The organism is Psychrobacter sp. ANT_H3, from assembly GCF_027919975.1.
Taxonomy (GTDB): Bacteria; Pseudomonadota; Gammaproteobacteria; order Pseudomonadales; family Moraxellaceae; genus Psychrobacter; species Psychrobacter maritimus.
Genome location: NZ_JAQISM010000001.1, coordinates 285,402 through 311,619 on the forward strand (window position 1 = coordinate 285,402; position 26,218 = coordinate 311,619).

A 26,218-nucleotide genomic window follows, 5' to 3' on the forward strand; every position below is an offset into this window, starting at 1 on the left:
TGAGTGAAAAGTAATATAGATACGTCAGGCACTGCTGATATCAATTTTTCTTGCTTGCTGTGCCTGCGCAGACAGAGGCTACAAAAAATTGATATCAGCAATACCGTAGCGTTTTTAGAATATTTTGACTATATTTTGCTAGTTATGCTAGAAAAAGTTCAGACAGAATTAAAACAACAAAAAGCCCGCTACATTTTATATAGCGGGCTTTTATTACTGTTGAAACTTTTAAGTCTTCAATGCTACAAGGTTTGTGGATTGTCTAGCATATGTTTTTCACGCAGTTTTTGGCGTAGTATTTTGCCAACATTGCTCTTTGGTAGCTCGCTGACAAATTCGATATGGCGTGGGCATTTATAGCCCGTTAAATTGTCAATAGCGAACTCTTTGATGTCACTTTTGGTGACATTATTATCGGCAGGCACGATATAGATTTTAACCGCCTCACCTTGGTGGTCATCAGGAATGCCGATGACTGCACATTCAACAATCCCTTTACAATCAAGCATAACTGACTCGATTTCATTAGGGAAAACGTTAAAGCCTGAGACCAAAACCATGTCTTTTTTGCGATCAAGTAGGGTGATATAACCCTTTTCATCCATACTCACAATATCGCCCGTACGGAAGTAACCGTCTTTGGTAAAGTCATTGGTATTGTCTTTATTAAAGTAGCCTGAAGTAATATTTGGCCCTTTGATGCACATCTCACCCGCCTGATTGTAGCCAACGGTTTCGCCATTATCATCGACCACGATAATATCGACACTTGGGACAGGAATACCAATAGTACCGTTAAATTTGCGGTCTGTGATGACGTTGGCTGTACCGGCAGCAACGCCTTCGGTCATACCCCAACCTTCAACCATTGGACAGCCAGTCACCTCTAACCAGCGCGCCGCTGTTTGTTCGGTCGCTGCCATGCCGCCTGCCTGCGAGATACGTAGCGAGCTAAAATCTAAGTCTTTGAAGTTTGGCTGATCAAGCAACCCTTTAAACAAGGTATTAACCGCAGGGAAAATATGGAATGGTTGTTTTGATAAGGTTTTGATAAATCCAGGCATATCACGTGGGTTAGGTATCAATATAAAAGTATAACCCGAACGCATACCGAGTAGGCTCAGCATAAAGGCGAAGATATGATATAGCGGTAACGCCATGACCATATTGATATAAGCCTCGTTAATATCTGAGGTAATCGGGCGATACCACGCTTCCGACTGCATCGCAGCGGCAACGACATTGCGCTGAGTTAATATAGCACCTTTAGACAAGCCTGTCGTACCGCCGGTATATTGCAAAATAGCTTTGTGTTGCAAAGCCGTTTTTGGGGCTTGGAAAGGTAGGTTTTTGCCTTTTTTTAGCACATCAGGGAATTTGGTGACGTTGTATTTAGGATCGTTAAGATTGTACTTCGGCACCAAGCGTTTGACCTGACGGATAACGGTATTTACTAAAATACCTTTTAAACCCATCATATCGCCCATTTTTGATAGGACAATACGCTTGATAGCTGTCTCTTCAATGACTTGCTCAAGCGCTTGCGCAAAGTTATCAACCACAAAGATAACCTGAGCGCCAGAATCATTTAATTGATGGCGCAGCTCACGACCGGTATAGAGAGGGTTGATAGGCGTACAAACGTAGCCTGCACGCAAAATACCAATCATCGTCGGCAGATATTGCGGTACGTTTGGCATCATAAGTGCCACGACACTGCCTTTAGGAATACCTTGCGCTTGTAACCATGCGGCAACGGCAAGCGAGGCTTGATCAACATCACCATACGTGTGGGTCACACCCATACAGATCGTCATAGGGTGCATACGAAAGCGATTAAAGCACTCTTCATAGAGCTCTATAAGACTTTCGTATTGATCAGGATTGATGGTATTTGGTACGTTTTCTGGATATTGAGCAAGCCAAGGCTTATTAGTGGTCATACTTAGCGTCCTTAAATGTGCGATAAGTTAAGGTTCTATAAAAAAGTAGTCACGTCCCTGTCAACAATACCATCATCGATGGATTGCCGAGTGTTATCCTATTTATTCACAGACTGCTAAAATACGGTGGCCTTTATACAAATATCATGGATTACAAGATTATTTAATTAAAAAATATTTAACTACCAAGCATTAGCTCTTAAGTAGGTTAAATGGCTAGTGAGTGCTGTTGATGCTAAAGGTAGTACTGAAAAAGGTAGTACTGAAAAAATATCACATCCAGACAAGGTTGGTCGATTAACCTCAGTTGAAGATACTATCAATATCATTTAACAATATCATTTAATAAATAATAGCGTAACATATTTTGGCAATACATTAACATAACTGCAATTGAGTCTGTTATTCCTATACAAGAACTTGTTAGTTTATAATTCAGTTTGATAAAATAAAAAAACTGTGTTGCAAGCTAAAACAGACAAGTGGTTATTAATGTAAGATGAAAGGGCAGTCAAATCATATAATACATAGTACTACAAATATAAGTTATTAATTTCAGTAAAACGGTACTAAAAACATTATTAATGTCATCTTAGTTTAGCTAACTGAACAGTTACAAAGCGTAAGGTTGCAGTATTAAAGAAGAATAATTAAAGCATAAAAAAAGCGCCCTATAGTGAAGATAGAGCGCTTTTTTTATGACTTTTTTATGACTAAGATATTGAAATTCTACCTTAATTAGCGCTGTGGATTATCAGCGATATGTTTCTCACGCAGCTTTTGACGCAGAATTTTACCCACATTACTTTTTGGTAATTCAGTCACAAATTCGATATGACGCGGGCATTTATAACCGGTCAAATTATCTAAAGCAAACTCTTTAATCGAGTTTTTAGTGACATTGTTATCGGCAGGAATGACATAGATTTTGACGGCCTCGCCTTGACGCTCATCAGGAATGCCAATCACAGCGCAATCAATAATCCCTTCACAATCCAGCATGACGGATTCTATCTCGTTCGGGAAGACATTAAATCCTGAGACCAAAATCATGTCTTTTTTACGGTCTAATAGTCTAAAGTAGCCTTTGTCATCCATGCTGACGATATCGCCGGTACGGAAATAGCCATCTTTCGTAAAGTCATCACTACTATCTCTATTCAGATAGCCTGAGGTGACATTAGGACCTTTAACGCACATCTCGCCAGCTTGGTTGACGCCAACACGATTGCCTTCATCATCGATGATAATAACATCAACACTCGGGACAGGAATGCCAATCGTGCCATTAAACTTACGGTCAGTAATGACGTTTGCAGTACCAACGGCCACGCCTTCAGTCATACCCCAACCTTCAATCATGGGACAGCCGGTCGTCTCGAGCCAGCGTGATGCCGTTTGTTCGGTCGCCGCCATACCGCCTGCTTGCGAGATACGCAATGAGCTAAAATCAAGGTCTTTAAAATTTGGATGATCGAGTAACCCTTTAAACAAGGTATTAACCGCAGGGAAGATATGGAACGGCTGTTTTGATAAGGTTTTGATAAATCCGGGGATATCACGTGGATTGGGTACTAGGATAAAGGTATAACCTGCACGCATACCAAGCGAGCTCAGCATAAAGGCAAAAATATGATAGAGCGGTAGTGCCATCACCATATTAATATAAACCTCATTAATCTCTGAGGTAATAGGACGCGTCCAAGCTTCTGACTGCATGGCTCCTGCGACGATATTACGCTGAGATAAAATGGCCCCCTTAGATAAGCCCGTCGTACCACCGGTATATTGCAAAAAGGCTTTTTGATCCAATGACATCTTTGGCTTTTGGAAGGGCAGGTTTCGGCCTTTCTTTAGCACATCAGGAAACTTGGTCACTGCATGCTTAGGGTCATTGAGCTTGTATTTGGGCACCAAGCGTTTGACCTGACGGATAATGGTATTTACTAAAATACCTTTTAGACCCATCATATCGCCCATTTTCGATAAGACAATATGTTTGATATTGGTCTCATCAATGACTTGCTCGAGTGCTTGCGCAAAATTATCGACGACAAAGATAGCTTTCGCACCGGAATCATTTAGCTGATGACGCAGCTCGCGCCCAGTATAGAGAGGGTTGACTGGCGTACAGACATAACCTGCGCGCAAAATACCAATCATCGTTGGCAGATATTGCGGCACGTTTGGCATCATCAGTGCAACCACACTCCCTTGAGGAAGTCCTTGCGCCTGTAGCCAAGCGGCAACCGCAAGCGATGCTTTATCAATATCATCATAAGTATGGGTCACACCCATACAGATACTCATTGGATGCAGACGAAAGCGGTCAAAGCACTCTTCATAGAGCTCCATGATGCTGCCATATCTATCTGGATCGATAGTTTTAGGCACACTCTTAGGATATTGGGCAAGCCAAGGTTTATTCAACGTCATAGTCAGCGTCCTGGAAGTTCAATTAGGTTTCTATCGTTAAGCAGTCATATCCGTGTCAATAAAAAAATCAGCGCTGACTTAAAACAATTGCCGCTGAGTTCGATAATATCCTTATCTATTGACGGACTACCAATTTCTGTTACTGTTGTTCAGTTTTGATGAATGATAAAAGCATTAATCTTAAATAAATATGATCATCTTAAAAAGTGACACTCAATTTTAAAGCGTTCTTACCAATTATTCGCAACTAAAAAATAATGTATCGTCCATATAATGATACATTTAAGCAATACATTAGCATGAATCTAAGTAAAGGTAATATTAGCATGAGCGTACTGGCCAGTACATATAAAATGCGGATAAATAAATTTATTCATTATGCAATAAAAAGATGACCAACGGTCGTTATGGTAGGATGAACTGCTGTTTTTTATTAAAAAATCGCCGATAAATGAGTAAAGCGCTTATCGTACAGCCAAGGGTGCTACTGACGCAGATTAAAAACATAGTTACAATCTGATAACGCACAGCTTGGGTGGGGTCGGCACCAGCAAGTATTTGCCCAGTCATCATACCCGGTAAGCTGACAATACCGACAACCAGCATCGAGTTTAGAGTGGGCGTCATGCCATTGACGATAGCCGCTCGTATTTGTTCGTGTACCGCTTCAAATGGTTTGGCAGAAAGGCTTAGCATCATCTCGATACGCCCTTGTTGCCCATGGAGGTTTTCGATAAGCTGATTGCTGGTCAGGGAGATAGCGGTCAAAGAGTTGCCGAGTATTAAGCCCAGTATAGGAATGATAAATTGCGGTGTATACCAAGGCTGCACTTGCAAAATCAGACTAATAGCGATGACTGTAACCAATACTGCTGATGCACTGACAGCGATTAACGTATCAATTAACAGACCTTTATACGTGCGTTTGACTCGATTTTTGGCAGCGCTACCGGCAATCAAAGTCATGATGGTTAAAATAATAAGGACTTCGTACCATTGTTCCCGAGCGAAAATCCATGCCAATATCAGGCCGATAAAGCTAAGCTGTATCACCGTACGGACAGCAGCAATGACAAGTGTTTTGGTCAATCTTAGACGTAAAAACCATGACACGACCAGCACGATAATAATCAAACTGCTGGCAAGCGCAATATCAGCATAAGTCAGTACGATTTGCATATTATCTGTACTCATCACGGGAGCTCGTTATAAAGGCAAGGTTAATCTACTTTGGTTAAAACGCCGGCATCCATATACCAATGTTTATTTGCTAATGGCATAATATCCTGCGTGTCATGAGTTACCCACAATAATGTGCGCGTCGGCTCACGACGTAACCAGTTGATAAGCAAATGCACGAGTTTCGCTGACGTATCGACGTCTAAGGCTGCAGTAGGTTCATCCAATAACAATACTTGCGGGTTTAATTGCAATAAACGCAGTGTATTGACCAGTTGCCGCTCGCCACCTGATAAAGTGTTGGCGTCTTGTTGTAAGAAGTCAGGAGTGCGCTCTAAATGCTCAAGCTGCTCGATGTGCCAGTCAATATTAAAATGCTTGTGCTGATGGCTTGCCAAGCGGTAGGGCAATTGCAAGTTATCAATAACGCTGCCTTCTAGCAATTGTGGCTGCTGCGCGAGAAGGGCGACCTGCGAGCGCCAATGCATGGGTGCTATTTCATGAATACTATTACGAGTATCCCTATTTTGCGCATCGCTTTGTAGCCAAACGTCGCCGGTCGTCATAGGCAGCAGCCCTGCTAATACGCGCAATAAGACAGACTTGCCACTGCCAGAAGCGCCCGTCAAAACCGTCACTTGCCCAGCCAGTAATATACCACTGGCACCGCTTATCAATGCACGGTTATTAATGGATAAAGCATCATCGGAAGCTGAACTCTTCTGTCTTTTTGCGCGCCATCGGCGGTAAGTAGGGAGCGGAGTCGCGCGCTTGCTATGGACCCAAATATCTTCAAATGCTAGCATAAAAGCCTTGTTATCCGTCTTATTGGCGCTCATAGCCTATTCGTTCAATCGTTTTAATTATTAGCGTGTTGTATGAGCGCTTGCTCAATAGTCTCGCGTAATTTTTGCGGTACGCGAATAGGACGCATAGGTGCACTATGGTTGGCAGTCGCATCAGAACCAGAATCAGATATAGAAGCTGGCGTGATTTGATTTTGTACGCAAGCGATAACGATTTTAGTGCTGCTTAACAAGGTATTGTTAGAGTGATTGCTGTTTGAAACAGCAGTGTTTGCCTGAGTGTCATTATTTGCATCTACAGTTGGCATTAGGCGATGAATGCTTTGATAAAATACAATGCTGGCAGGTTTTAATTCGACTTTATCGATACGTACATTAATGACTTCATCTAATAGAATGGCTTTTTTGTATTGCAGGTCTGCTTGGCTGACGACAAAATGCTGAATCTCACCATCATCGGTCTGCAAAAAATAGCCATTTAAACCAAGCTTGGTAAACCAGTCACGGCGACAGTTTTCAAAGAATACTAAATGATTGGCATGGTAAACTATGCCGCCCGCATCAGTATGGTTAATATATACATTATAATCAGTGGCAAATAACGGTGTGCTTGCGCTAATAGGTGGTGTATGGGTATTTTTATTCATAATTGTCATAATGTTGCTCAGTAAATTTACTTAATAATTTATTTTTAGGGTTTAAATGTTTATAGATATGGTTATAAAAATAAGAAAAAATCGATAACGCATCTGTGGCTGCTTTTAATAGCTACTCTATCGTAAGAGATAAGGGCGCGCAACAGATAGCCTTGCCGATGTCTGTTATCATAAACCTTTATATAGTCAGTTCAGAATAATATCGATATATTAATCTTTAGGTGCGACTGGGATAAATTTTCCTTGCTTGCTCCTATCACAGAGGCTACGAAAAATTCATTCCAGTCGCACTGTCTCTGTTTTAAAGTGAATCCACTATATATTGCCGCTTTGCTTTATTTTATAGCCGCACTATTTAATGGTCGCACTTTTAAAGTGTCGGTCGTTTAAATAGCAATACTCGTTTATAGCAGTATTTTGTTTTAATTCATTAGTATAGGACAGTTTATGACCCGTTTTGTCAGTTTTAATATCAATGGTATCCGCGCTCGTCAACATCAGCTAGAGGCGGTGCGAGAGGTAATCGACCCTGATGTAATGGGTCTACAAGAGACCAAGGTGCATGATGAGCAGTTTCCGCTCGAAAATGTCGAGAGCTTGGGTTATCACGTCGAGTACTTTGGTCAAAAAGCGCATTATGGCGTGGCGTTATTATCGAAAGTTGCGCCTATTTTTGTGCAAAAAGGCTTTCCTGGTGAAGATGCCGAGGCGCAAAAACGCTTTATCCATGCGCGCTATGTGTTCGATGGCCGTGAAGTGGATGTGCTTAACGGTTATTTCCCGCAAGGTGAGAGTCAAGACCATCCGACCAAATTCCCTATGAAGCGTGCCTATTATGCAGATTTGATGACCTATATCGATACGCTAAAAGCAGAAGGGCGCTCGCTGATTATCATGGGTGATATGAATATCGCCCCAGAAGATGTCGATATTGGTATCGGCGAGGTCAATGCCAAGCGTTGGCTGAAAAATAGAAAAACCTCTTTTTTACCCGAAGAGCGTGAATGGTATAGTGACTTGATGTCACGCGAGCTGACCGATACTTATCGTCTGCATTATCCAGAGAGTACCGAATTATATAGCTGGTTTGATTATCGCAGTCGCGGTTTTAATGATGAGCCGAAACGCGGTCTGCGTATCGACCACATTTTATGTACGGCGGATTTAATAGAGCACTGCGTTGATGCGGGTATTAGCTATGAGCTACGCGGCATGGAAAAACCCTCTGATCATGCGCCAATTTGGGCAGCGTTTGACTTAAATAAAGTATAATAGCTTGATTAAAAACAGCAGGTTTTTAATAACAGGCTTTAGAACCAAGAGCGTATAACCAAGAGCGTATAACTAAGATTTTATAAAGATAACTTATAACCAATAAATAATGCATCAGCATTGATGAATAAGGATTGAATGATGGCTGTCGGCAACGTTGCAATACCGAATACGATTTATCCTATTGATGGGATTAAACTAAGCGCCACCGCTGCAGGCGTACGCTACAAAGACCGCGATGATTTGGTGGTGATAGAGATTGCTGATAGCGCCAACACTGCGGTTGTGACCACAAAAAATACCTTTTGTGCCGCACCGGTACGTGTTTTACGTGAACACTTTGCTAAAGCCAGCCCGCGTTATTTAATCACCAATACGGGTAACGCCAATGCTGGTACGGGCGCTGATGGTAAACGCCGCGCGCTTGATATCTGTAGCGCTCTAGCTGCTAAAGCTGGCGTAGATGTCAGTACTGTTTTGCCATTTTCGACAGGCGTGATAGGCGAGCCACTAAACAGTGATGCTGTTATCGCAGGCTTAGACAATGCCTTAGTCAATTTGGCCGCCGATAATTGGCTGGCCGCGGCCAATGGTATTCGTACGACGGATACGATTCCAAAGCTTGCCAGTGAAAAGGTTGATGTCGATGCTATCAGCTATCATATTACGGGTATGTCAAAAGGCTCGGGAATGATACGCCCCAATATGGCGACCATGCTAGGCTATGTAGCCACTGATGCCAATATCGCCGCTGACTTATTGCAAGAAATGCTGAGCAAAATTAATGAGCAATCCTTTAACCGCATTACTGTCGATGGTGATACCTCAACCAATGATTGCTGCGTCTTGATTGCAACCGGAACAGCGAGCTCGGAGATTATTGATAGCCCAGAGCATCCGCATTATCAGCCGATATTTGACGCCTTAACAGCAGTGTTTGTACGGTTGGCACAATTGATTGTACGAGATGGGGAAGGTGCCACCAAGTTTATGACGGTAAAAGTCACGGGTGGCAATACCACGCAAGAATGCTGCGATGTGGCGTATGCGGTCGCCCATTCACCACTGGTCAAAACGGCGTTTTTTGCCAGTGATGCCAACTGGGGTCGTATCTTAGCAGCGGTTGGTTATGCCGGTATCGACGACCTTGATACCGAGCAAGTCGATGTCTATCTAGATGAAGTGATGATTTGTCAAAATGGTGGTGTGGCTCCGAGCTATACGGAAGCGGCTGGCAAAGAGGTTATGAGTCGTCCTGAGATTACCATTCATATTGATTTGGCACGTGGCGATGCTCACGATACCGTTTATACCTGCGATTTATCTTACGATTACGTCAAAATAAACGCCGATTATCGTAGCTAAAAATCATTTATATTTTTATACAAACGCTCAAAGCTGAAATGGTTTTGAGCGTTTTTTTATGTTCAATACTAAATAATTCAATACTGCGATTTCTCTCATTAATAAATCACTGTTAATAAAAGACCGGTGATAAAAAACCATGAATAAAAACCGTTTATTAACATCAGTTGCAAAAGCTGACGTTACGTTACAAAGCAGTTATAGAGGCTAAGGGGTTGGACGACCTATACTAGCTGCAGTAAACAATAGACGGTACTGATGGAGGCTGGGTCATTTGACCTAAATTGAGTCTATCTCGATTTTATAGTTTTGACTTTATAGTTATAGTAGATTCAAAACCGAAACTTTCATTCACAGTATCTTCATAAATGCCTACTACCTTTTGAATAATGACAATTGATTAAAATGAGTTCAAAAGGTAATGATTAATACTAATAAACTGAGGATTTAATAATGAAAAAATTAGCAATTGCTGCATTGATGACGACTTTTGTTTTATCAGGTTGTTCTACCATGGGTATGAACGATGAGCGTACTATGGTGGTTGAAGGCGAAGCAATGAATGTCAAAGTGGTTAACATTCCAAGCTTTAAAATAGAAATAGCACCACTAAAAGCAGTTTGTGAGCTGCCAGATGCTAATGGCAATAAAATTGAGTCAGAATGCCTACAATATCGTCAGACTTATCAGAAAAACTACACTCCTTTAAACGGTAATATTCAAGGCTTCACTTATGAGCCAAATTATCGCTATATTTTAGATGTGCGCCAAGAAGCGGTTATGAATGAAGCGACTCAGGTAGTTAAGCCAGTTTGGATTCTAAACGAAGTGGTTTCAAAAACAGCTGAATAATTTTAGTTGTAGATTATTATAGAAAAAGCCTCTAATCATTAGAGGCTTTTTTTGGTTTTAATTTTAAAAAATGACAGTCATTATTTGCATTAACATTGACTGTAATTAACACTAACGCCGCGGGTAGCAGTGGGGATGCGATTGTCAGCATAAATAGCAAGACCACCGCGAGCGGTTTCTTTGTATTTATCAGACATATCAGCGCCTGTCTGCTTCATGGTTTCAATGGCTTTATCCAATGAGACAAAGTGCTGACCATTGCCGCGGCAGGCAAGACGAGCGGCATTAATGGCTTTTACCGCACCCATCGCATTGCGCTCAATACAAGGAACTTGTACCAAACCGCCAATCGGGTCACAAGTCAGCCCTAAGTTATGCTCGATACCAATCTCGGCGGCATTCAAACATTGCGCTGGCGAGCCATCCATAATCTCTGCCAATGCCGAACCTGCCATGGCACAGGCTGAACCGACTTCGCCTTGACAGCCCACTTCAGCCCCAGAGATAGAAGCGTTTTGTTTAATTAAGCTGCCAATGGCGGTGGCATTTAATAAAAACTTACGGACGCCATCTTGGTTATAATTGGGTAAAAAGTCACGATAATAGTGCAAGACCGCAGGAATAATACCCGCCGCACCATTGGTCGGTGCTGTGACAACTTTACCGCCATTGGCATTTTCTTCATTGACGGCAAGTGCATACAAATCAACCCAATCCATCGCCGCGAGCTTATCGGTTTTGGCGATAGGCAAGTCTTTTTCAGCGCATAGTTGATTATGTAAATCGTGAGCGCGGCGTTTAACATCAAGTCCGCCCGGTAAAATGCCACTGTTTTTACAACCTTGGGTGACACAGTCCTGCATCACCTCCCAAATCGTATCTAAATAGCTAAAGATATCTGCTTGATTGCGGTAGTGACACTCGTTAGCGAGTACCAGCTCACTGATACTTAACCCATGCTCACGGCATTGTTCAAGCAACTCTGCGGCAGTATTAAACGGGTAGGGAACGATATCAATCGTTGGGCTGGCATGATCCTCATCGGGATTATTTGCGTCATCTTCGTTGATAACGAAACCGCCACCAACCGAATAATAGGTTTGCTGATACTTGCTACCATCGGCCAATAACGCGCGGATGGTCAAGGCATTAGGATGATAAGGCAATACCGTATCATCGTACCAATACATATCGCGCTCGCTATCGAAGTCGATAATATGTTTACCTGATAAATTAAGCTGCTTATCAGCAAAAATAGGCGCTAGATATTCGCCAGTCAAGCGGGTATCAATGGTACTCGGCGTATGTCCAAGTAAACCCAAATATATCGCCGTATCGGTTGCATGCCCTTTACCGGTAGCGGCCAAAGAGCCATAAAGCTCGATTTCAATATTTTTAATCGTCGTTAATGGGCTTTGTTTAAGCAATGACGTCAAAAATAAATTGGCCGCCACCATCGGCCCGACCGTATGAGAGCTCGACGGTCCAATACCAATTTTAAATAAGTCGAAAACACTAATCATATAAATACCAATAAATTGTCAGTGCATCAGCGTATGTGATAAATAGGCTTAAGTACTGGTGTGAAAAAAGATAATAGATAACGGCCCCAAAAGCCTTGATAAATACAGCACAATGACAAGGGCAGGCATTTATTTAAATGCACACTTTAATAAATGTGAGTATTTAAAAAACATGGGATATTATCTATAAATGTCTCTCAGTATAGGCGTACAGAGACCTGCTGAATAATAACTTTTATTTATCATAGAACTCCGTTATCATGCTCGCAGCCATTACCTGTGTAACATCCTGTAATCTTGCTAACACTATATAGTGAACAACGTCGCAGAAATCCTTAAACTACTTTTAATAGAACCTATTTGACGGTCTGCATTTGGTCAAAGTAAATGACTTTCCTGCTGTTATCGTTTTTTAATTCCTCTATAGTTGTTGATGATTGGCATGACTTAGTTGTTATCGTTTTGACTGAATTCATATCTGTATTCTCATAGTTGTATTTCTCACAGTTTTTTAGCTGACTAATATTCTCTCAGCTCAAATAGGACAGCGCATGACAACTCCCGAACCTCATTCTCCAAACCCCGAAAATAGCACCCAAGAATCTGCTTCGCACAATGCATTAGAAGCGGCTGGTATTGATGCAGCTGCGATGAGTTATCCGCACAATCCAGACTTTGATAATGGTCGTTGGTTTCCAACGTGGCGTCCGTATGGCGGTGATTTGGATCGTGATCCGGTCGGTATCAATGAGTATTTGCCGCCAGCAAAGAGCGTTCTATTAGGTGTGCAGCATACTTTTGCAATGTTTGGGGCGACGGTGCTGGCGCCATTATTAATGGGCTTTGACCCCAATTTGTCCATTTTGATGTCCGGTATTTGTACGGTGATGTTTTTTATGATTACCGGTGGGCGCATGCCTAGTTATTTGGGCTCAAGCTTTGCCTTTATTGGCCCGGTTATTGCGGTGACGGCTTATGCAGGCGTGGGATTTAATGACAATTTGAATGTCGCCTTGGGCGGTATAATGGCATGTGGCATCATTTATGCGCTGATAGGTCTATTGGTCATGAAGACGGGTACAGGCTGGATTGAGCGTTTGATGCCGCCCATTGTTACCGGTGCAATTGTGATGATTATTGGTCTGAATTTAGCACCAGTGACCATTCAAGGGGTATCTGCCAACCAGTTTGATGCATGGATGGCTACGCTGACGGTATTGTTTATCAGTGGGGTGGCGGTATTTACCCGCGGTATGCTGCGCCGTTTGCTGCTATTGGTTGGCTTGATATTGTCGTATATCGCCTATTTTTTCATGACCAATGTGCTCGGCTATGGCGTTCCGATTGACTTTACTAGTGTATCAGCAGCATCATGGTTTGGTCTGCCAAGTATTCATTCACCGCGTTTTGAGATGAGTACGATTATATTAATTGCGCCCGTTGCCTTTATTTTAGTTGCCGAAAACTTAGGGCACTTTAAAGCAGTCGAAGGTATGACTAAAGCGCGAGTAACGCCTTATATGGGTCGGGCATTTTTTGCTGATGGCTTGGCGACAACGTTTTCGGCAGGTTTTGGTGGTACAGGTGTGACCACTTATGCAGAAAACATCGGTGTCATGGCTGTGACCAAAGTATATAGCACGACGATTTTTGTGGTAGCAGGTCTGGTGGCTATCTTGCTTGGGTTATCACCAAAGTTTGGCGCAATTATTCAAACGATACCGGCGGCTTTATTGGGCGGCGCATCTATTGTGGTATTTGGTTTGATTGCGATTGCAGGGGCAAAAATTTGGATAGACAATCATATCGATTTTAGCAAAAACAGCAATTTAATCATTGCCGCGGTCACCGTTATTATGGGTACGGGTAATTTTAGCTTGCATCTAGGCGGCTTTGATTTGGGCGGTATCGGAACGGCTACTTTAACGGCTATTGTGCTAAATGCTTTATTTAATCTTCAAAAAAGTTAACTTATAACTTGGTTGTTAATAAAGCTATAATGTCGTTAACTAAGTTATAGGTTATTAATAAATTAGGGTAGGTGTTATATGAAAGAAAATATAAAGGTTGCTTTATTTACAGGTCTATTTGTAGTAATAGCAACCTTATTATCTGAGTTTGTAATACCTAAATCAAGCTCACTCACAACACCTATTATAGCTGCTCTATCAGTCTTAATTGTTTGGCCTTTAGCAAAGAAGCTGTTTTCAAATAAATAGTAAGTCTGGATTTACTATAGTCTCATTATTAGCTTTTATTTGTATTTACGCTTATAAAACCGTGCAAAGAATCGGTAGCGTCTTAATGCGCGTGGTTTGGGTTTCAGTGAGCCTAGATAAATGGCAAACATGGTCAGCAGTGCGCCGCTCCATTGTAAAGTATTAATCGGTTTATCGAGCCAGCTATAATCAATCACCAAAGCGGCAATGGGCTCGGTCAATAACAGCAGCCCTGTCAATGCCAAGGACAGCTTAGGAATAGAGTAGGCGATAAGCCCCCACGCTAAGCATTGCATCACGGTGCCGTAAATCAATACCCAACCAATCTCAGACCACGTATTGGGTAGAATATTGCCCATATCGAACACAAACATCGGGACAATCATTGCCACTACGCCGCCGATGCTAATCAGTTGCATGAGCATAAATATCGGCGTTGGCTCAGTATCGTGGGTCTTACGGATAAAGGTCATTGACGCGGCAAGCATGGCGCCTGAGACGATGCCCGTGACGAAACCCCAAGTCGCGGCAGTATTTTGCGCAAACTCAGGACTGCCTATCATTGCCACGCCTAGCATGGCTAAAAATAAACTGATAAGCTGCAAGATAGATTGGCGCTCATTAAAATATAAAAAACCAATGGCTGCTAAAAAGAAAATCTGTAAGCTATTAAGTAAGGTTGAGATACCAGGACCGACCGCATAAATACTCTCATGCCAGAGTGCCAAATCGAGTCCTAAAAATGCGCCCGATAATAAACCGTAAAAAATAGCACGCTTTGAGCGCGGTAATCGCTGCCCCGTTACTTTAGCCAATACAGCAAATACCACGCCTGAAATAGCCAGCCGCCAAAATGACATCGCCCAGCCACCGATATCGACATGAGCAACAATCAAGCTACCCAAACCAAAAATAACACAACCAATGACTAAGCCAGTAGCGGCAGAGCGTGAAGAGGCAGTAGCCATGCAATATCCTTATCTCATTACTATGATGCTTTTTTTAAGATGCTTTTTAATTGTTGTTTGCTAAAGCGATGATTTATACAAGCTATATTGTCAGTGTTTTACACTTGAAATGGAATGGTTTAGGGCGATTTATTTTAGGATGATTTATTACACACCATATATAAATAAATCAATCACCTTCTTACAGGAATAGCATTGGCGCAAACGTCGCTATTTGTTACTCTATTGGCTATCTGCATTTTAAAACCCTTAATGTTTTAAAATAACGACACGCTTTAAATTTTCAAATAGCCTCTATTACTTTTAGCCTAGGTTTGCTTATGCTGCTACGTTCTATATCAAGACGACAAAGACTCTCTTTATCTAGATTACCGCTACAATTGTCACGCGGCAGTTTTGTGATGAGCCTGTTTGTTATGAGCCTGTTTGTGATGAGCACGATAACCGCTACGTCTTTTTTAATGTCAAATGCACAAGCAGCCAGCTGTAAAATTCCCAAAAGTTATTATAAAAATGTCTCTTGTACAGCGAGTAGCGGCTATTTTTTAGCGATAAAAGATTTTGGCGCACCAGTTGCTTTGATTAATAAACAAGGTAAAAGCGTGGTTGATTTATCCCGCTATCAAAAAGTAGATGCCGATAAAATATCGGGCGGATTGCTACCGGTACTGCGTAACGGGCGGGTGGGTTACGTCAATATGCAAGGTCGTGAGACTATCCCTGCGATGTACGATATGCTCAAGGAGAGTCAAGGTTGGGCGCGTCCCGTGTCTGAAGGTCGCATCGTGGTCAAACAAAACGGTCATTATGGGGTTATCGATACCGCTAATAAAACAATCGTGCCATTTTCTGCCGCGATTAGTGATATCGATGATTATCGTAGCGGCATGACGCGCGTGCGTAAAAACCAAGCCATAAGTTGGTTGGATAAAAATGGCAAACCCACGCGCGACCCGAATTCGAACAGTAAGGCTGATAGCCAAACATCGACAACTAACGAAAACGCCAAGGAGATGCAACAATCAGCGCCGTCTAGTCCTTTTACCACGCTGCAGCCACGTCAACAAGATGGCAGGTGGGGCTTTGTTGATGACAATAATGTCACCATGATTACATATTCATTTGATGAGGTACGACCATTTTCTGAAGGGCTGGCGGGCGTGCGTATCGATAACGAATGGGGTTTTGTCAATTTAGGCGGCGAGTTGGTGATTCCTTTCCGCTTTGATAAGAGCGGTGTGAGCGTAGGCGATAGTTATAAAGACCAGCCAGCATTTGTATTCACAAATGGCAAAGCATGGATTGGTAATTTAAAAAATGGCGCTAAGATGTGTATTGATAAAGAGGGTAGCAGTGTTGGTTGTGATTGATACTTAGAACTTATCATTTAATATCGCGCTTAATTTTGCAGGTAAAAAAAAGAGTGTCAGAGCATGGATAATCTAGCGCTCTGACACTCTTTTTTATGGTTTGTTAATTAAGGGTTTTAAGCTTAAAACATTACTTTTCTAACAGATGATTGCTAATCAAATCGACCATATAAGGCTGATAGTATTCTGGAATATCGTGCGCCATACCTTCGATTAAATGGAATTTTGCATTGGGAATGGTCTTTGCAACCACTCGTCCTTGCGAGGCGGGTAACAGCCCATCTGCGCTACCATGCAGCACAATCGTCGGCGCTTTAACTTGCTTGCTATATTTGCTAATCGAGCCTGAGGCTAAAATAGCATTTAGCTGTTGTACAGTACCGAGTGGATGAAAATTACGCTGATAACGTATCTTAGCGATGTCACGTACCATACGCACATTAACGTGTCCTGGCGTGCCGACAGTCTTCATAAACCAGACGCTATGACGCACAATATCACGCTCAGAATGGCTCTCAGGGCGATTGATGAGGGTATATAACTGCTTCGGCTTAGGCGGTTTTAAAAAGGCGCGATTGGTGGTGGTAAACATTAATGCCATGCGCTGTACTAGACTTGGATAACGCGCGGCGACGATTTGAGCAATCATACCGCCCATAGAAGCGCCAAGCAGATGCGTTTTACTCAGGTGCAAGGCTTTGATTAAACGCGCCGTATCTTCCGCCATATCGGTTAAGTTATAAGCAACCTGCGCGCCTTTATTCGACAGACCTGTTTGCAGGCGCATCATCATTTTTAACTGACTGATACGTGGCAAACCATCAATCTGTACTTTGGACGACAAGCCGATATCACGGTTGTCAAAACGAATCACAAAAAAACCGGCATCGATAAGGCGCTTCATAAAGTTATTTGGCCAAAATATCATTTGTGAGCCAAGTCCCATAATCATGAGTAGCGGCGGATTGTTTGGATTACCACCCGCCTCAACGCACAGCTCGATACCGTCACCAATATCTATCATTGCTTGATGAAGATGCTCGCTTAAGTCGGATGCACGCCAATTATGGTCGCCAAATTGCTGCCATTCAGGGGTTGGGTAATTGCCATTTTCCTCTGAAATCTCAGGCGCTTCTAAAATCCTAGGCGCACTATTGATGGGGTTTGATTGTGTCATGAAGTATCCTATTTAAACGGTCATTGGCTTAAAGTTCGAGCATCTCAAAATCAAGCTTGCCAACGCCGCATTCTGGGCAAATCCAATCATCAGGGATATCTTCCCATTTAGTGCCAGGCGCGATGCCTTCTTCAGGACAGCCGAGCTCTTCGTCATATATCCAGCCGCAGACAATACATTCATAACGTTTCATAAATAGTCCTATCGATTATTGTCACTGTTATTAAAACCAGTGTTACTAGGTGTTTTTTAAGGCTTATATTCACTACTATAGTCAATATTTAGACCGTAAAAACGCACGTAGTTTATCATATAACCGTAATTTTCATAGTTAAGTTTACACTTGTATATTGAGATTAACCAGCTTTTATCAAGTCGTAGAGTACCCACTTAATGGTTTTAGTAGTGCTAACTTCGCCAGTTTTATCTCCGCCAGAAAGTCGATTATGCTATAATTCTTGCTACCAATTTTACCAATTGAGATATCGACCATCACTGTCATATCCTCTTCCAGTACTATACGCAAAGGGTTATCATGAGCGCTACTGCCGACGTTTCATCAGCTAATACCACAACCAAATCCTCGCCGACACTCAATACTGATCATCCATTTTGGCAAATCATTCGCACAGTACCAGACTTCCCAAAAGTTGGCATTGATTTTTATGATATTACGCCGTTACTGCGCAGTCATATTAATGCTGTGATTGATGAGATGCTAGCTGTACTGCCTGCGGGTCTGCTTGATGAAGTCGATTGCTTGGGTGCAGTTGAGGCGCGCGGATTTGTATTTGCCAGTTTGCTCGCAGGTCGCTTGGGTAAGGGTATGATTTTGCTACGTAAACCTGGCAAATTGCCACCACCGGTTGCCAATAAAGCTTATGCTTTGGAATATGGTAAAGACACGCTTGAGATGCAAAATAATTTGCCACCTGAGCGCGTGTTATTGGTCGATGATATCTTGGCTACTGGCGGCACGCTGATGACTGCTTATGAGCTGTGCAAGTCTGCTAAGCACACCGTGCTCGGCGCATTGGTATTGTTAGACCTTGTTGATTTGCACGGCGAATTCCCTGTGCCGGTTTATACGGTTTTAAAAGCTTAGAGAAGAGTTTTTTAGCATAATAAAAAGCGCGCTGAATAGTTCAGCGCGCTTTTTAATGGCATGTATTTAGTCTGTCTTGACCTGCGTTACTTATCTTGCTGGTAACTTTTACAGGCCTGCTCTACTAGCATGCGACTAATTGTTTTCGGCTTGGTCACCTTAAAGTCTTTGGTCGTCAATATCGGCTTTTCTGATTGCCAAGATTTTAACACTTTATCGTCAGCAGCGTAGTTGACGTAAGCGCGTCGATAGTAGCTAGAGTCCTTACAAGAGATGAGTAATTGCTGGTCGCTATGATGGATGTCGGTTTCTTTAGTCTGTTTGTCCTTACCTTCCTTGCTGTCTTTTTCTTTACTATCCTTTGTCACCACGGTTTTTGGTGCAGGATAGGTTCTAAGAATCGAGACGGTAATATTTTCGACTGCTTTTTCGTCAATAATATGAATGTCTGAGCGTTCGATAGAATCCAAATCTAAGCTAAAAATAGAGCCAGTCTGACTTTTTGATACCTCTAACCAGTTTGCCGCATAGCCACTCATTGCAAGCGTACTACCTGCTAATATCACTGCTAGCCGTTTCATAATCGAGCCTTGCTTTTTGTTATATAAAGTCGCTCATCATAGCCAACTTAATAGGGGCAGGCAAATTTCTTTTATGACAAGCGGTTCACGCTGTGGCAATCTCAGCACTCGTGATTAGCAGGCAGAGGCCTCGGACATATAGTAAGTTTGGTTGTTAATCACGCATGTCTGCTAGCATTTTCGCAAGCTCATCACGCGCACCGATAAAGCCATCGATACCCTTAGGTAATAAGTCTTGTGTGACCGTATCTTGTTGATAAGCGGCACTGAACTCGTCGTGCGTTAAGCTGACTTTGGTCATGTCGGCCAAATCCATTGACATGCTTGGTGATAGCTGGCGCGTTACTTCAACATCCATCGCTGCCAGCTCATCGATAAGATTGGGCGCGATGGTTAACAGGTCACAACCTGCCAATGCCAATATTTGCTCAGTCGAGCGGAAACTGGCTCCCATCACTTGCGTTTTATAGCCATGCTGCTTGTAATATTGATAAATAAGCTTGACCGATTGCACGCCCATATCGTCTGAAGCGGGAACGTTTAGGCGGTTTTGCTGGCGTTTTTGCCAATCTAAAATACGCCCAACAAAAGGGGAGATCAGCGTCACCCCAGCGTCGGCACAGGCAATCGCTTGATGCTGACCGAATAATAACGTCAGATTACAGTGAATACCCTGGGTTTCAAGATAACGTGCGGCCTCAATCCCTTGCCACGTTGCTGCCATCTTAATCAAGACGCGCTCTGAGTCGATACCTGCTTTTTGATAGGCTTCCATAAAGCTTAAGGCTTTATCAATGGTCGCTTGGGTATCATAAGACAAGCGTGCATCGACTTCGGTTGAAACGCGACCTTCAATCAATGCCAGAATATTACAGCCAATTTGAATGGTCAGCTCATCAATCACCGCATCGATATCACCGCGATGGCGACTCATGGTTTCTGACAGCATGGCTTCATTATCCGGATGAATGAGCGCTTTGGTAATGAGACTGGGATTGGTAGTGGCATCGATGGGTTTTAGGCGCGCAATGGCGGCAAGGTCGCCCGTATCAGCGACAATAGTGGTCATGGTGCGAAGCTGTTGTAATGCGCTCATCAGATATCCTTGGTATGGTCAATTAACGTTGTTATGTTCTTATTTAGCGGTGTTATTTAAGTTTGTTGTCCATGATGTTTTTTTATTCATGCAGCGGTTTATCATGGTGGTGTTGCTTGGGATTTTGCTTAGCAATAGCGTCTTAGCGGTTTTTTGAACTTAAACCTATTAAGCTTATGCGTTGTTAAAACTATGCGCCTTTAATAAGAGCCTTTAAACTGTATCATAGATTTAAGCGTCTGTAGCCTGATAGTTTCACAGAGCTTAGTCGTTATAGGGTATAACTGTGCTAAGATTTATAGCAAATTGACCGTTTACGCGCATTTACGAATGGGCACTGTCGATAGTTTTTGCTATAGTAGAGCCGATCCGCTGTTTGGCGCGCGCGAAACATCAAAAGTAAGTAAGCATTTATTATTAAAACAAGCATATTGCACAGACAGTCATAGCTAACAGATAACAGTTATAAACTTTAGTAATAACATTAGAAAAAGGATGGGCGGTAATGAGTGAGCAGTCACCAGAGCAAAATGTAGACAAGATAAACCAAACCCCTGCAAGCGTCAGCGAGGCTGCAACTGATAAAGCGTTTTTAAACACATTGCGCCAAAGTATTGATGCGGTAGACTGCGAAATTCAGACGCTGATTAACAATCGTGCCAAACTGGCTCAGCAAGTGGCGACCGTGAAGAAAAACCACGTTGCCAATAGTCCTGATGCTGAAAAGACCAATCCTATTTTTTATCGTCCTGAGCGTGAAGCGCAAGTCTTAAAAGCGGTAATGGAGCGTAATACTGGACCTATTGCCGATGAAAAAATGGCACGCTTATTCCGTGAAATCATGTCGGTCTGCCTCGACTTAGAAGCGCCGCAACGTATTGCTTTCTTAGGCCCTGTTGGTACTTTTACCCATGCTGCAGCATTAAAGCACTTTGGTAAAGCTGCTGATACTGTGCCACTAAATACCATTACTGACGTCTTTCGCGAAGTCGAAGCGGGCACGGCGATGTATGGTGTGGTACCAGTTGAAAACTCATCAGAGGGCGTGGTTAACCATACCTTAGATGGTTTCTTATCTTCTACGTTAAAGATAATCGGTGAAGTTGAGTTGCCCATTCATCAAAACTTTTTGGTCGCTGAACATACCAAGATAGATGGCTTAAGCCGTATCTACTCGCATCAGCAGTCATTGGCGCAGTGCCGTCATTGGCTTGATGTTAATTATCCAAATGTCGAGCGCGTGGCAGTATCAAGTAATGGCGAAGCAGCCCGTCGTCTCAAAAATGAATGGCATTCAGCGGCGATTGCCGGTGATGTGGCTGCTGCAGAGTACGATTTACATAAGCTTTACTCAAACATCGAAGACAATCCAAGCAATACCACGCGTTTCTTAATTATCGGTCATGAAGCAATTGCGCCATCAGGACACGATAAAACCTCAATTATGGTTTCAGCGCATGATAAAGCAGGCGCCCTGATCGAAATCTTAAAGCCTTTGTCTTATCATGGCGTGTCGATGACCAGTATCGAGACCCGCCCTGAACGTCCGAATAAATGGGCTTACGTGTTCTTTATCGATATGGATGGACACATTGAAGACGCAAATGTGAGTGCAGCGATTGCTGATATCCGACCATTGGTCAAAGATTTGCGTATTCTAGGTTCTTATCCAAAAGCCGTGCTATAAAGCTGGCTTAGTTAAAGTATTTATCAAACCGCTAGCAATGCTTAATAAGCAGATATTAACAAGTAGATATTACTAAACAGGTATTAACCAGCAGCAAATGCGTTATCACCTTTAAGGATAAATCATGCAGTCATCTCATTCGACAGAGTCAAATTTATCACCGCTAATGCCTGCTTATGACAGTATTTTAGAGCTGGCGCCTTATCAAACGGGAAAGCCGGTTGAGGAGTTGACGCGTGAATATGGCGTCTCAGACGTGGTAAAGCTTGCCAGTAATGAGAATCCGCTGGGCTGCTCACCGCACGTTACGCTCGCGATTACCGAGCAATTGGGTGAGTTGGCACGTTACCCTGATGGCAATGGTTATTATCTCAAGCAAGCGCTTGCTGATGTTAATGATGTCAGTGTCGAGCAAATTACCTTGGGTAATGGTTCTAGTGATTTACTATATATTCTAGCGAGTAGTTTTGCCGGTAGTGATGATGCCATCATTTATAGCCAATACGCCTTTATCATTTATCCGATGCTGGCCAAAATGCAAGGAGCGACAGGCATAGAAGTACCTGCCAGTCGCTTTGGTCATGATTTAAAGGCGATGAGTCAGGCGGTAGCGGACAATCCTAATACCAAGATGGTGTTTATCGCCAATCCTAATAATCCAACCGGCACCCAGCTTGCGCATGAAGAGCTACGTGCGTTTGTCGCTAGTGTGCCAAGCTCGGTATTGGTCGTGTTAGATGAAGCTTATATCGAATATAGCCCTGAGAGTAACAATAGGTCGCTGCTCGATGAATTTGATAACGTGATTATTGTACGTACTTTTTCAAAAGCTTATGGACTGGCGGGTTTACGTGTTGGTTATGCGCTTAGCTCAGTGCCGGTCGCAGATTTACTCAATCGCATTCGTCAGCCATTTAATGTCAGTAGGGTGGCACTCGCCGCTGCCGCCGCCGCGCTTGCTGACCAAGATTTTATTAAAAAATCGAGGCTCAATAACCAAGAGCAAATGCGCTGGTTAGAAAAGCAGTTTGACGCACTAGGGTTAGGGTTTATCAAGTCGCATGCCAACTTTATTATGGTTGAAATAGAAGTTGAGATGGAGGATATAACCGCTGCTTCTATTCATCAAGCATTGCTGGAGCAGGGCGTGATAGTCCGTCCACTAGAGAGTTATGGCTTGCCTAACTGGCTACGTATCACGGTAGGGGTTGCAGAAGATAATATGCGCCTGATTGATACCCTACGTTCAATCTTGACTGATGACTGATAAAAACTCAGCTATCTTTCGTTTAATAAGCAACTGATTCAATTAATTATTCAATTTTATGACGCTAATATCAGCTTGCTTTACGCTTACTGATGTTGGTTTGTTGAAAGAGAAACGCCGTGAGTCGCCAGAAAAATAATATTAGCAATATCCATACTCAGCCGCCGTTATTTAAGCAAGTTTGTGTCATTGGTCTCGGGCTTATTGGTGCAAGTCTTGCCCAAGCCATCAAAGACAATGGTTTAAGTGAGCGCTTGGTGGCGGTTGATAGACATGCACCGAGCATCGACGAAGCCATTCAGCAAGGTTTGCTAGAGGCGGGTAGTGCCGTCTTAAGTGAAGTGGTATCAGGCAGTGACCTAATTGTCATCGCCGTGCCAGTGCAAGCGGTAGAGGCCGTGTTTGTTGATATCAAAACCGCGATGGATAACGGACAGCTTGCTACTGATTGCATGATAACCGACGTCTGTAGTACCAAGGTTAATATCATTGAGGCGGCAAAAGCGGTCTTTACCTCATTACCAACGGGCTTTGTACCCGCGCATCCGATTGCTGGTGCTGAAAATTCAGGGTATCATGCCAGGCGTGCCACTTTATTTGTCAATCATAGCGTCATTATCTGCGAGCTACCAACGACCAATGATAACGCCATTGCTAAGCTACGGCAGTTATGGGAAGCGGTAGGTGCGACTGTCATGCCGATGGCAGCTGATCATCATGATGCGATATTGGCGCATACCAGTCATTTACCGCATTTGCTCGCGTTTAATTTGGTTGAGCAGCTGGCAAGTCATGATGATAATTTAGATATGTTTCGTTATGCAGCGGGCGGCTTCCGCGACTTTAGCCGCATTGCTGCCAGCGACCCTAAAATGTGGCATGATATATTTTTTGCCAATCAAAGCGCGATTGTGAGCGCCCTTGATGAGTATGGCGTCTATCTACAGACCATGCGTCAGCTTATTATTGATAAAGATTCAACCGCCCTGATGGGACTTTTGGGCCGCGCGCAAGCCGCACGGCGACATTTTGGCCATATGTTAGCCAGCACCCCTTATACGGATACTTCTGCCATGTCAGCTTCTTATAATATTACCCCTAGCAATACCGTTTCTGGCACCATTACCATTCCTGGTGATAAGTCGATCTCGCATCGCAGTATTATGCTTGGTAGCCTTGCGACAGGTGTCACCAACGTTACTGGATTTTTGGAAGGGGAAGATGCGCTTGCTACCTTGCAAGCATTTCGTGATATGGGTGTGAGCATTGAAGGTCCTGATAAAGGTAAGTTGACCATCCATGGCGTTGGTATGAATGGTTTAAAGCCAAGCAAGACACCGCTGTATATGGGTAACTCAGGCACTAGTATGCGCCTGTTAGCTGGTATCTTAGCGGCGCAGTCATTTGATAGTGTATTAACCGGCGATACCAGTCTAAACAAGCGCCCGATGGAACGTGTGGCCGCGCCGTTACGTGAGATGGGTGCAGTGATTCAAAGTACCGGTCATAATGGTACTGCGCCACTGAGTATTACGGGTCGTGCGAATGTTGGTGAGCCTCTCCAAGGTATGGAATATGATATGCCGGTCGCGTCTGCACAGGTCAAGTCTTGCTTATTGCTGGCTGGGCTTTGGGCAAAAGGCACCACGACTGTCATTCAACCGGAAGTTAGCCGTGACCATACCGAGCGTATGCTATCAGCCTTTGGTTATCCTGTGACTGTTGATGGCAATCGCGTCAGCGTCGAAGGTGGCGGCACGCTCACAGGTGGTGATATTGCTGTGCCTGCTGATATCTCTTCAGCGGCATTCTTTATGGTCGCTGCGGCTATCAGTCAGGGTAGCGAGTTGACCCTCACGCAAGTCGGTATTAATCCGACGCGTACCGGTATCATCGATATCTTAAAACTGATGAATGCTGATATTAGTCTAAGCAATGAGACCCATGTCGGTGGTGAGCCAGTCGCTGATATCACTATTCGTAGTTCAAACTTAGTCGGTATCGAAATTCCAGAATATTTAGTACCATTAGCGATTGATGAATTCCCAGTATTGTTCATTGCTGCTAGCTGTGCCCAAGGTCGCACGGTGTTAACCGGTGCAAAAGAATTGCGGGTGAAAGAGTCGGATCGTATTGCTGTCATGGCAGATGGTCTACAAACCCTAGGCATTGATTGTACGGTGACTGAAGACGGGCTGATTATTGAAGGTAAGGGCAGTAATGCTGATGTTAATGAAGTGAATAACAGCCAGCCAGTCTTTGGCGGCGGACATATCATCTCGCATCATGATCATCGTATTGCCATGAGCTTTGCGGTTGCAAGCTTACGTGCTTCTAAGCAAATTACCATTGAAGGTGTTGAAACCGTCAATACCAGTTTCCCAGGATTTGCTGAGCTTGCTAATCAAATTGGTATGTCTATTAAAGTGGATAATGGTGCAGCTTAATGCCATATTAAAATAGTAAGCCTTATTATTTGCTTTTAAAGTATAGGTTTTTGAATTTTGGTTTTTGAAGTATTGAATCTTAAAGTGCTGTCTTTCAGGATTCAATAAAATCTAAAAGGTTACTTGTAAACCTTAATGTAAAAGTCGTTTTAAAGTTATTTTTTAACGTTGTTGTCGTGAGCAATGTGTTGATACTTAAATGGTATTAACGCATTGCTTTTTACTTTCTACCCTATATGTAGTAACCCTGCGCTCTTACCGCTAAGTTT

General features: G+C 43.1%; 21 protein-coding genes. 10 read left to right on the forward strand and 11 right to left on the reverse strand.

The features are described 5' to 3' along the window. Window positions 1-242: 242 nt before the first annotated feature. The 5 genes from PG901_RS01125 to PG901_RS01145 form a co-directional block, all read right to left on the reverse strand. A complete protein-coding gene (locus tag PG901_RS01125) occupies window positions 243-1,943 on the reverse strand; it encodes an AMP-binding protein (RefSeq protein ID WP_271133168.1) in 1,701 nt (566 codons plus the stop codon). 738 nt (window positions 1,944-2,681) lie between these two features. Next, window positions 2,682-4,379 (reverse strand): AMP-binding protein, encoded by a 1,698-nt coding sequence (locus PG901_RS01130; protein ID WP_271133169.1) that lies wholly within the window; start codon window positions 4,377-4,379, stop codon window positions 2,682-2,684. Between the two features lie 405 nt (window positions 4,380-4,784). Next, on the reverse strand, window positions 4,785-5,573 hold the full coding sequence (locus tag PG901_RS01135; RefSeq protein WP_227670902.1) for an ABC transporter permease: 789 nt from the start codon (window positions 5,571-5,573) through the stop codon (window positions 4,785-4,787). A 26-nt stretch (window positions 5,574-5,599) separates the two neighbouring features. Next, a complete protein-coding gene (locus PG901_RS01140) occupies window positions 5,600-6,397 on the reverse strand; it encodes an ABC transporter ATP-binding protein (RefSeq protein ID WP_271133170.1) in 798 nt (265 codons plus the stop codon). Between the two features lie 20 nt (window positions 6,398-6,417). Continuing rightward, window positions 6,418-7,011: a hotdog domain-containing protein gene (locus tag PG901_RS01145; RefSeq protein ID WP_271133171.1), complete on the reverse strand. Its 594-nt coding sequence runs from the start codon at window positions 7,009-7,011 to the stop codon at window positions 6,418-6,420. Window positions 7,012-7,467: 456 nt separating this feature from the next. Between PG901_RS01145 and xthA the strand changes: the two genes are divergently transcribed. The 3 genes from xthA (at window position 7,468) to PG901_RS01160 (ending at window position 10,509) form a co-directional block, all read left to right on the forward strand. After that, on the forward strand, window positions 7,468-8,292 hold the full coding sequence (gene xthA / locus PG901_RS01150) for an exodeoxyribonuclease III (RefSeq protein WP_201563420.1): 825 nt from the start codon (window positions 7,468-7,470) through the stop codon (window positions 8,290-8,292). 141 nt (window positions 8,293-8,433) lie between these two features. Beyond that, on the forward strand, window positions 8,434-9,657 hold the full coding sequence (argJ, locus tag PG901_RS01155) for a bifunctional glutamate N-acetyltransferase/amino-acid acetyltransferase ArgJ (protein ID WP_271133172.1): 1,224 nt from the start codon (window positions 8,434-8,436) through the stop codon (window positions 9,655-9,657). Window positions 9,658-10,110: 453 nt separating this feature from the next. Beyond that, window positions 10,111-10,509 carry a DUF4377 domain-containing protein gene (locus PG901_RS01160; protein WP_183617989.1) on the forward strand — a complete coding sequence of 133 codons (399 nt, stop codon included), beginning with the start codon at window positions 10,111-10,113 and terminating at the stop codon, window positions 10,507-10,509. Between the two features lie 89 nt (window positions 10,510-10,598). On the opposite strand, the gene PG901_RS01165 is transcribed toward PG901_RS01160, so the two are convergent. Next, the gene (locus PG901_RS01165) at window positions 10,599-12,032 is read right to left on the reverse strand and encodes an L-serine ammonia-lyase (RefSeq protein ID WP_102076763.1); all 1,434 of its coding nucleotides are present in this window, start codon (window positions 12,030-12,032) and stop codon (window positions 10,599-10,601) included. Between the two features lie 650 nt (window positions 12,033-12,682). On the opposite strand from PG901_RS01165, the gene PG901_RS01170 reads away from it, so the two are divergent. Then, on the forward strand, window positions 12,683-14,002 hold the full coding sequence (locus tag PG901_RS01170; protein WP_442966837.1) for a solute carrier family 23 protein: 1,320 nt from the start codon (window positions 12,683-12,685) through the stop codon (window positions 14,000-14,002). A gap of 78 nt (window positions 14,003-14,080) precedes the next feature. After that, entirely contained in the window at window positions 14,081-14,251 is a 171-nt protein-coding gene (locus PG901_RS01175; RefSeq protein WP_201563414.1) for a hypothetical protein, read from the forward strand. A gap of 35 nt (window positions 14,252-14,286) precedes the next feature. On the opposite strand, the gene PG901_RS01180 is transcribed toward PG901_RS01175, so the two are convergent. Then, a complete protein-coding gene (locus PG901_RS01180) occupies window positions 14,287-15,219 on the reverse strand; it encodes a DMT family transporter (RefSeq protein WP_201624774.1) in 933 nt (310 codons plus the stop codon). Window positions 15,220-15,539: 320 nt separating this feature from the next. Here PG901_RS01180 and PG901_RS01185 point away from each other — a divergent pair, with 320 nt between their 5' ends. Next, a complete protein-coding gene (locus PG901_RS01185) occupies window positions 15,540-16,589 on the forward strand; it encodes a WG repeat-containing protein (protein WP_271133174.1) in 1,050 nt (349 codons plus the stop codon). Window positions 16,590-16,719: 130 nt separating this feature from the next. Here the strand turns inward: PG901_RS01185 and PG901_RS01190 are convergent, their stop codons facing one another. Continuing rightward, window positions 16,720-17,766 (reverse strand): alpha/beta fold hydrolase, encoded by a 1,047-nt coding sequence (locus PG901_RS01190; protein WP_271133175.1) that lies wholly within the window; start codon window positions 17,764-17,766, stop codon window positions 16,720-16,722. A 28-nt stretch (window positions 17,767-17,794) separates the two neighbouring features. Then, complete coding sequence (locus PG901_RS01195) at window positions 17,795-17,959, reverse strand: rubredoxin (protein ID WP_183618001.1); 165 nt, start codon at window positions 17,957-17,959, stop codon at window positions 17,795-17,797. A 342-nt stretch (window positions 17,960-18,301) separates the two neighbouring features. On the opposite strand from PG901_RS01195, the gene PG901_RS01200 reads away from it, so the two are divergent. After that, on the forward strand, window positions 18,302-18,871 hold the full coding sequence (locus tag PG901_RS01200; RefSeq protein WP_271133176.1) for an adenine phosphoribosyltransferase: 570 nt from the start codon (window positions 18,302-18,304) through the stop codon (window positions 18,869-18,871). Between the two features lie 86 nt (window positions 18,872-18,957). Here PG901_RS01200 and PG901_RS01205 read toward each other — a convergent pair whose 3' ends face one another. Then, window positions 18,958-19,452, reverse strand: coding sequence for a hypothetical protein (locus tag PG901_RS01205; protein WP_271133177.1), 495 nt, complete (start codon window positions 19,450-19,452; stop codon window positions 18,958-18,960). Window positions 19,453-19,606: 154 nt separating this feature from the next. Continuing rightward, window positions 19,607-20,548 carry a transaldolase gene (locus tag PG901_RS01210; RefSeq protein ID WP_201628516.1) on the reverse strand — a complete coding sequence of 314 codons (942 nt, stop codon included), beginning with the start codon at window positions 20,546-20,548 and terminating at the stop codon, window positions 19,607-19,609. A gap of 505 nt (window positions 20,549-21,053) precedes the next feature. Between PG901_RS01210 and pheA the strand changes: the two genes are divergently transcribed. The 3 genes from pheA (at window position 21,054) to PG901_RS01225 (ending at window position 25,949) form a co-directional block, all read left to right on the forward strand. Beyond that, window positions 21,054-22,235: a prephenate dehydratase gene (pheA, locus tag PG901_RS01215; protein WP_201563403.1), complete on the forward strand. Its 1,182-nt coding sequence runs from the start codon at window positions 21,054-21,056 to the stop codon at window positions 22,233-22,235. A gap of 124 nt (window positions 22,236-22,359) precedes the next feature. Beyond that, window positions 22,360-23,502 (forward strand): histidinol-phosphate transaminase, encoded by a 1,143-nt coding sequence (gene hisC, locus PG901_RS01220; protein ID WP_271133178.1) that lies wholly within the window; start codon window positions 22,360-22,362, stop codon window positions 23,500-23,502. Between the two features lie 119 nt (window positions 23,503-23,621). Beyond that, window positions 23,622-25,949, forward strand: a complete 2,328-nt coding sequence (locus PG901_RS01225; RefSeq protein ID WP_271133179.1) for a bifunctional prephenate dehydrogenase/3-phosphoshikimate 1-carboxyvinyltransferase — start codon at window positions 23,622-23,624, stop codon at window positions 25,947-25,949. Window positions 25,950-26,218 lie beyond the last annotated feature (269 nt).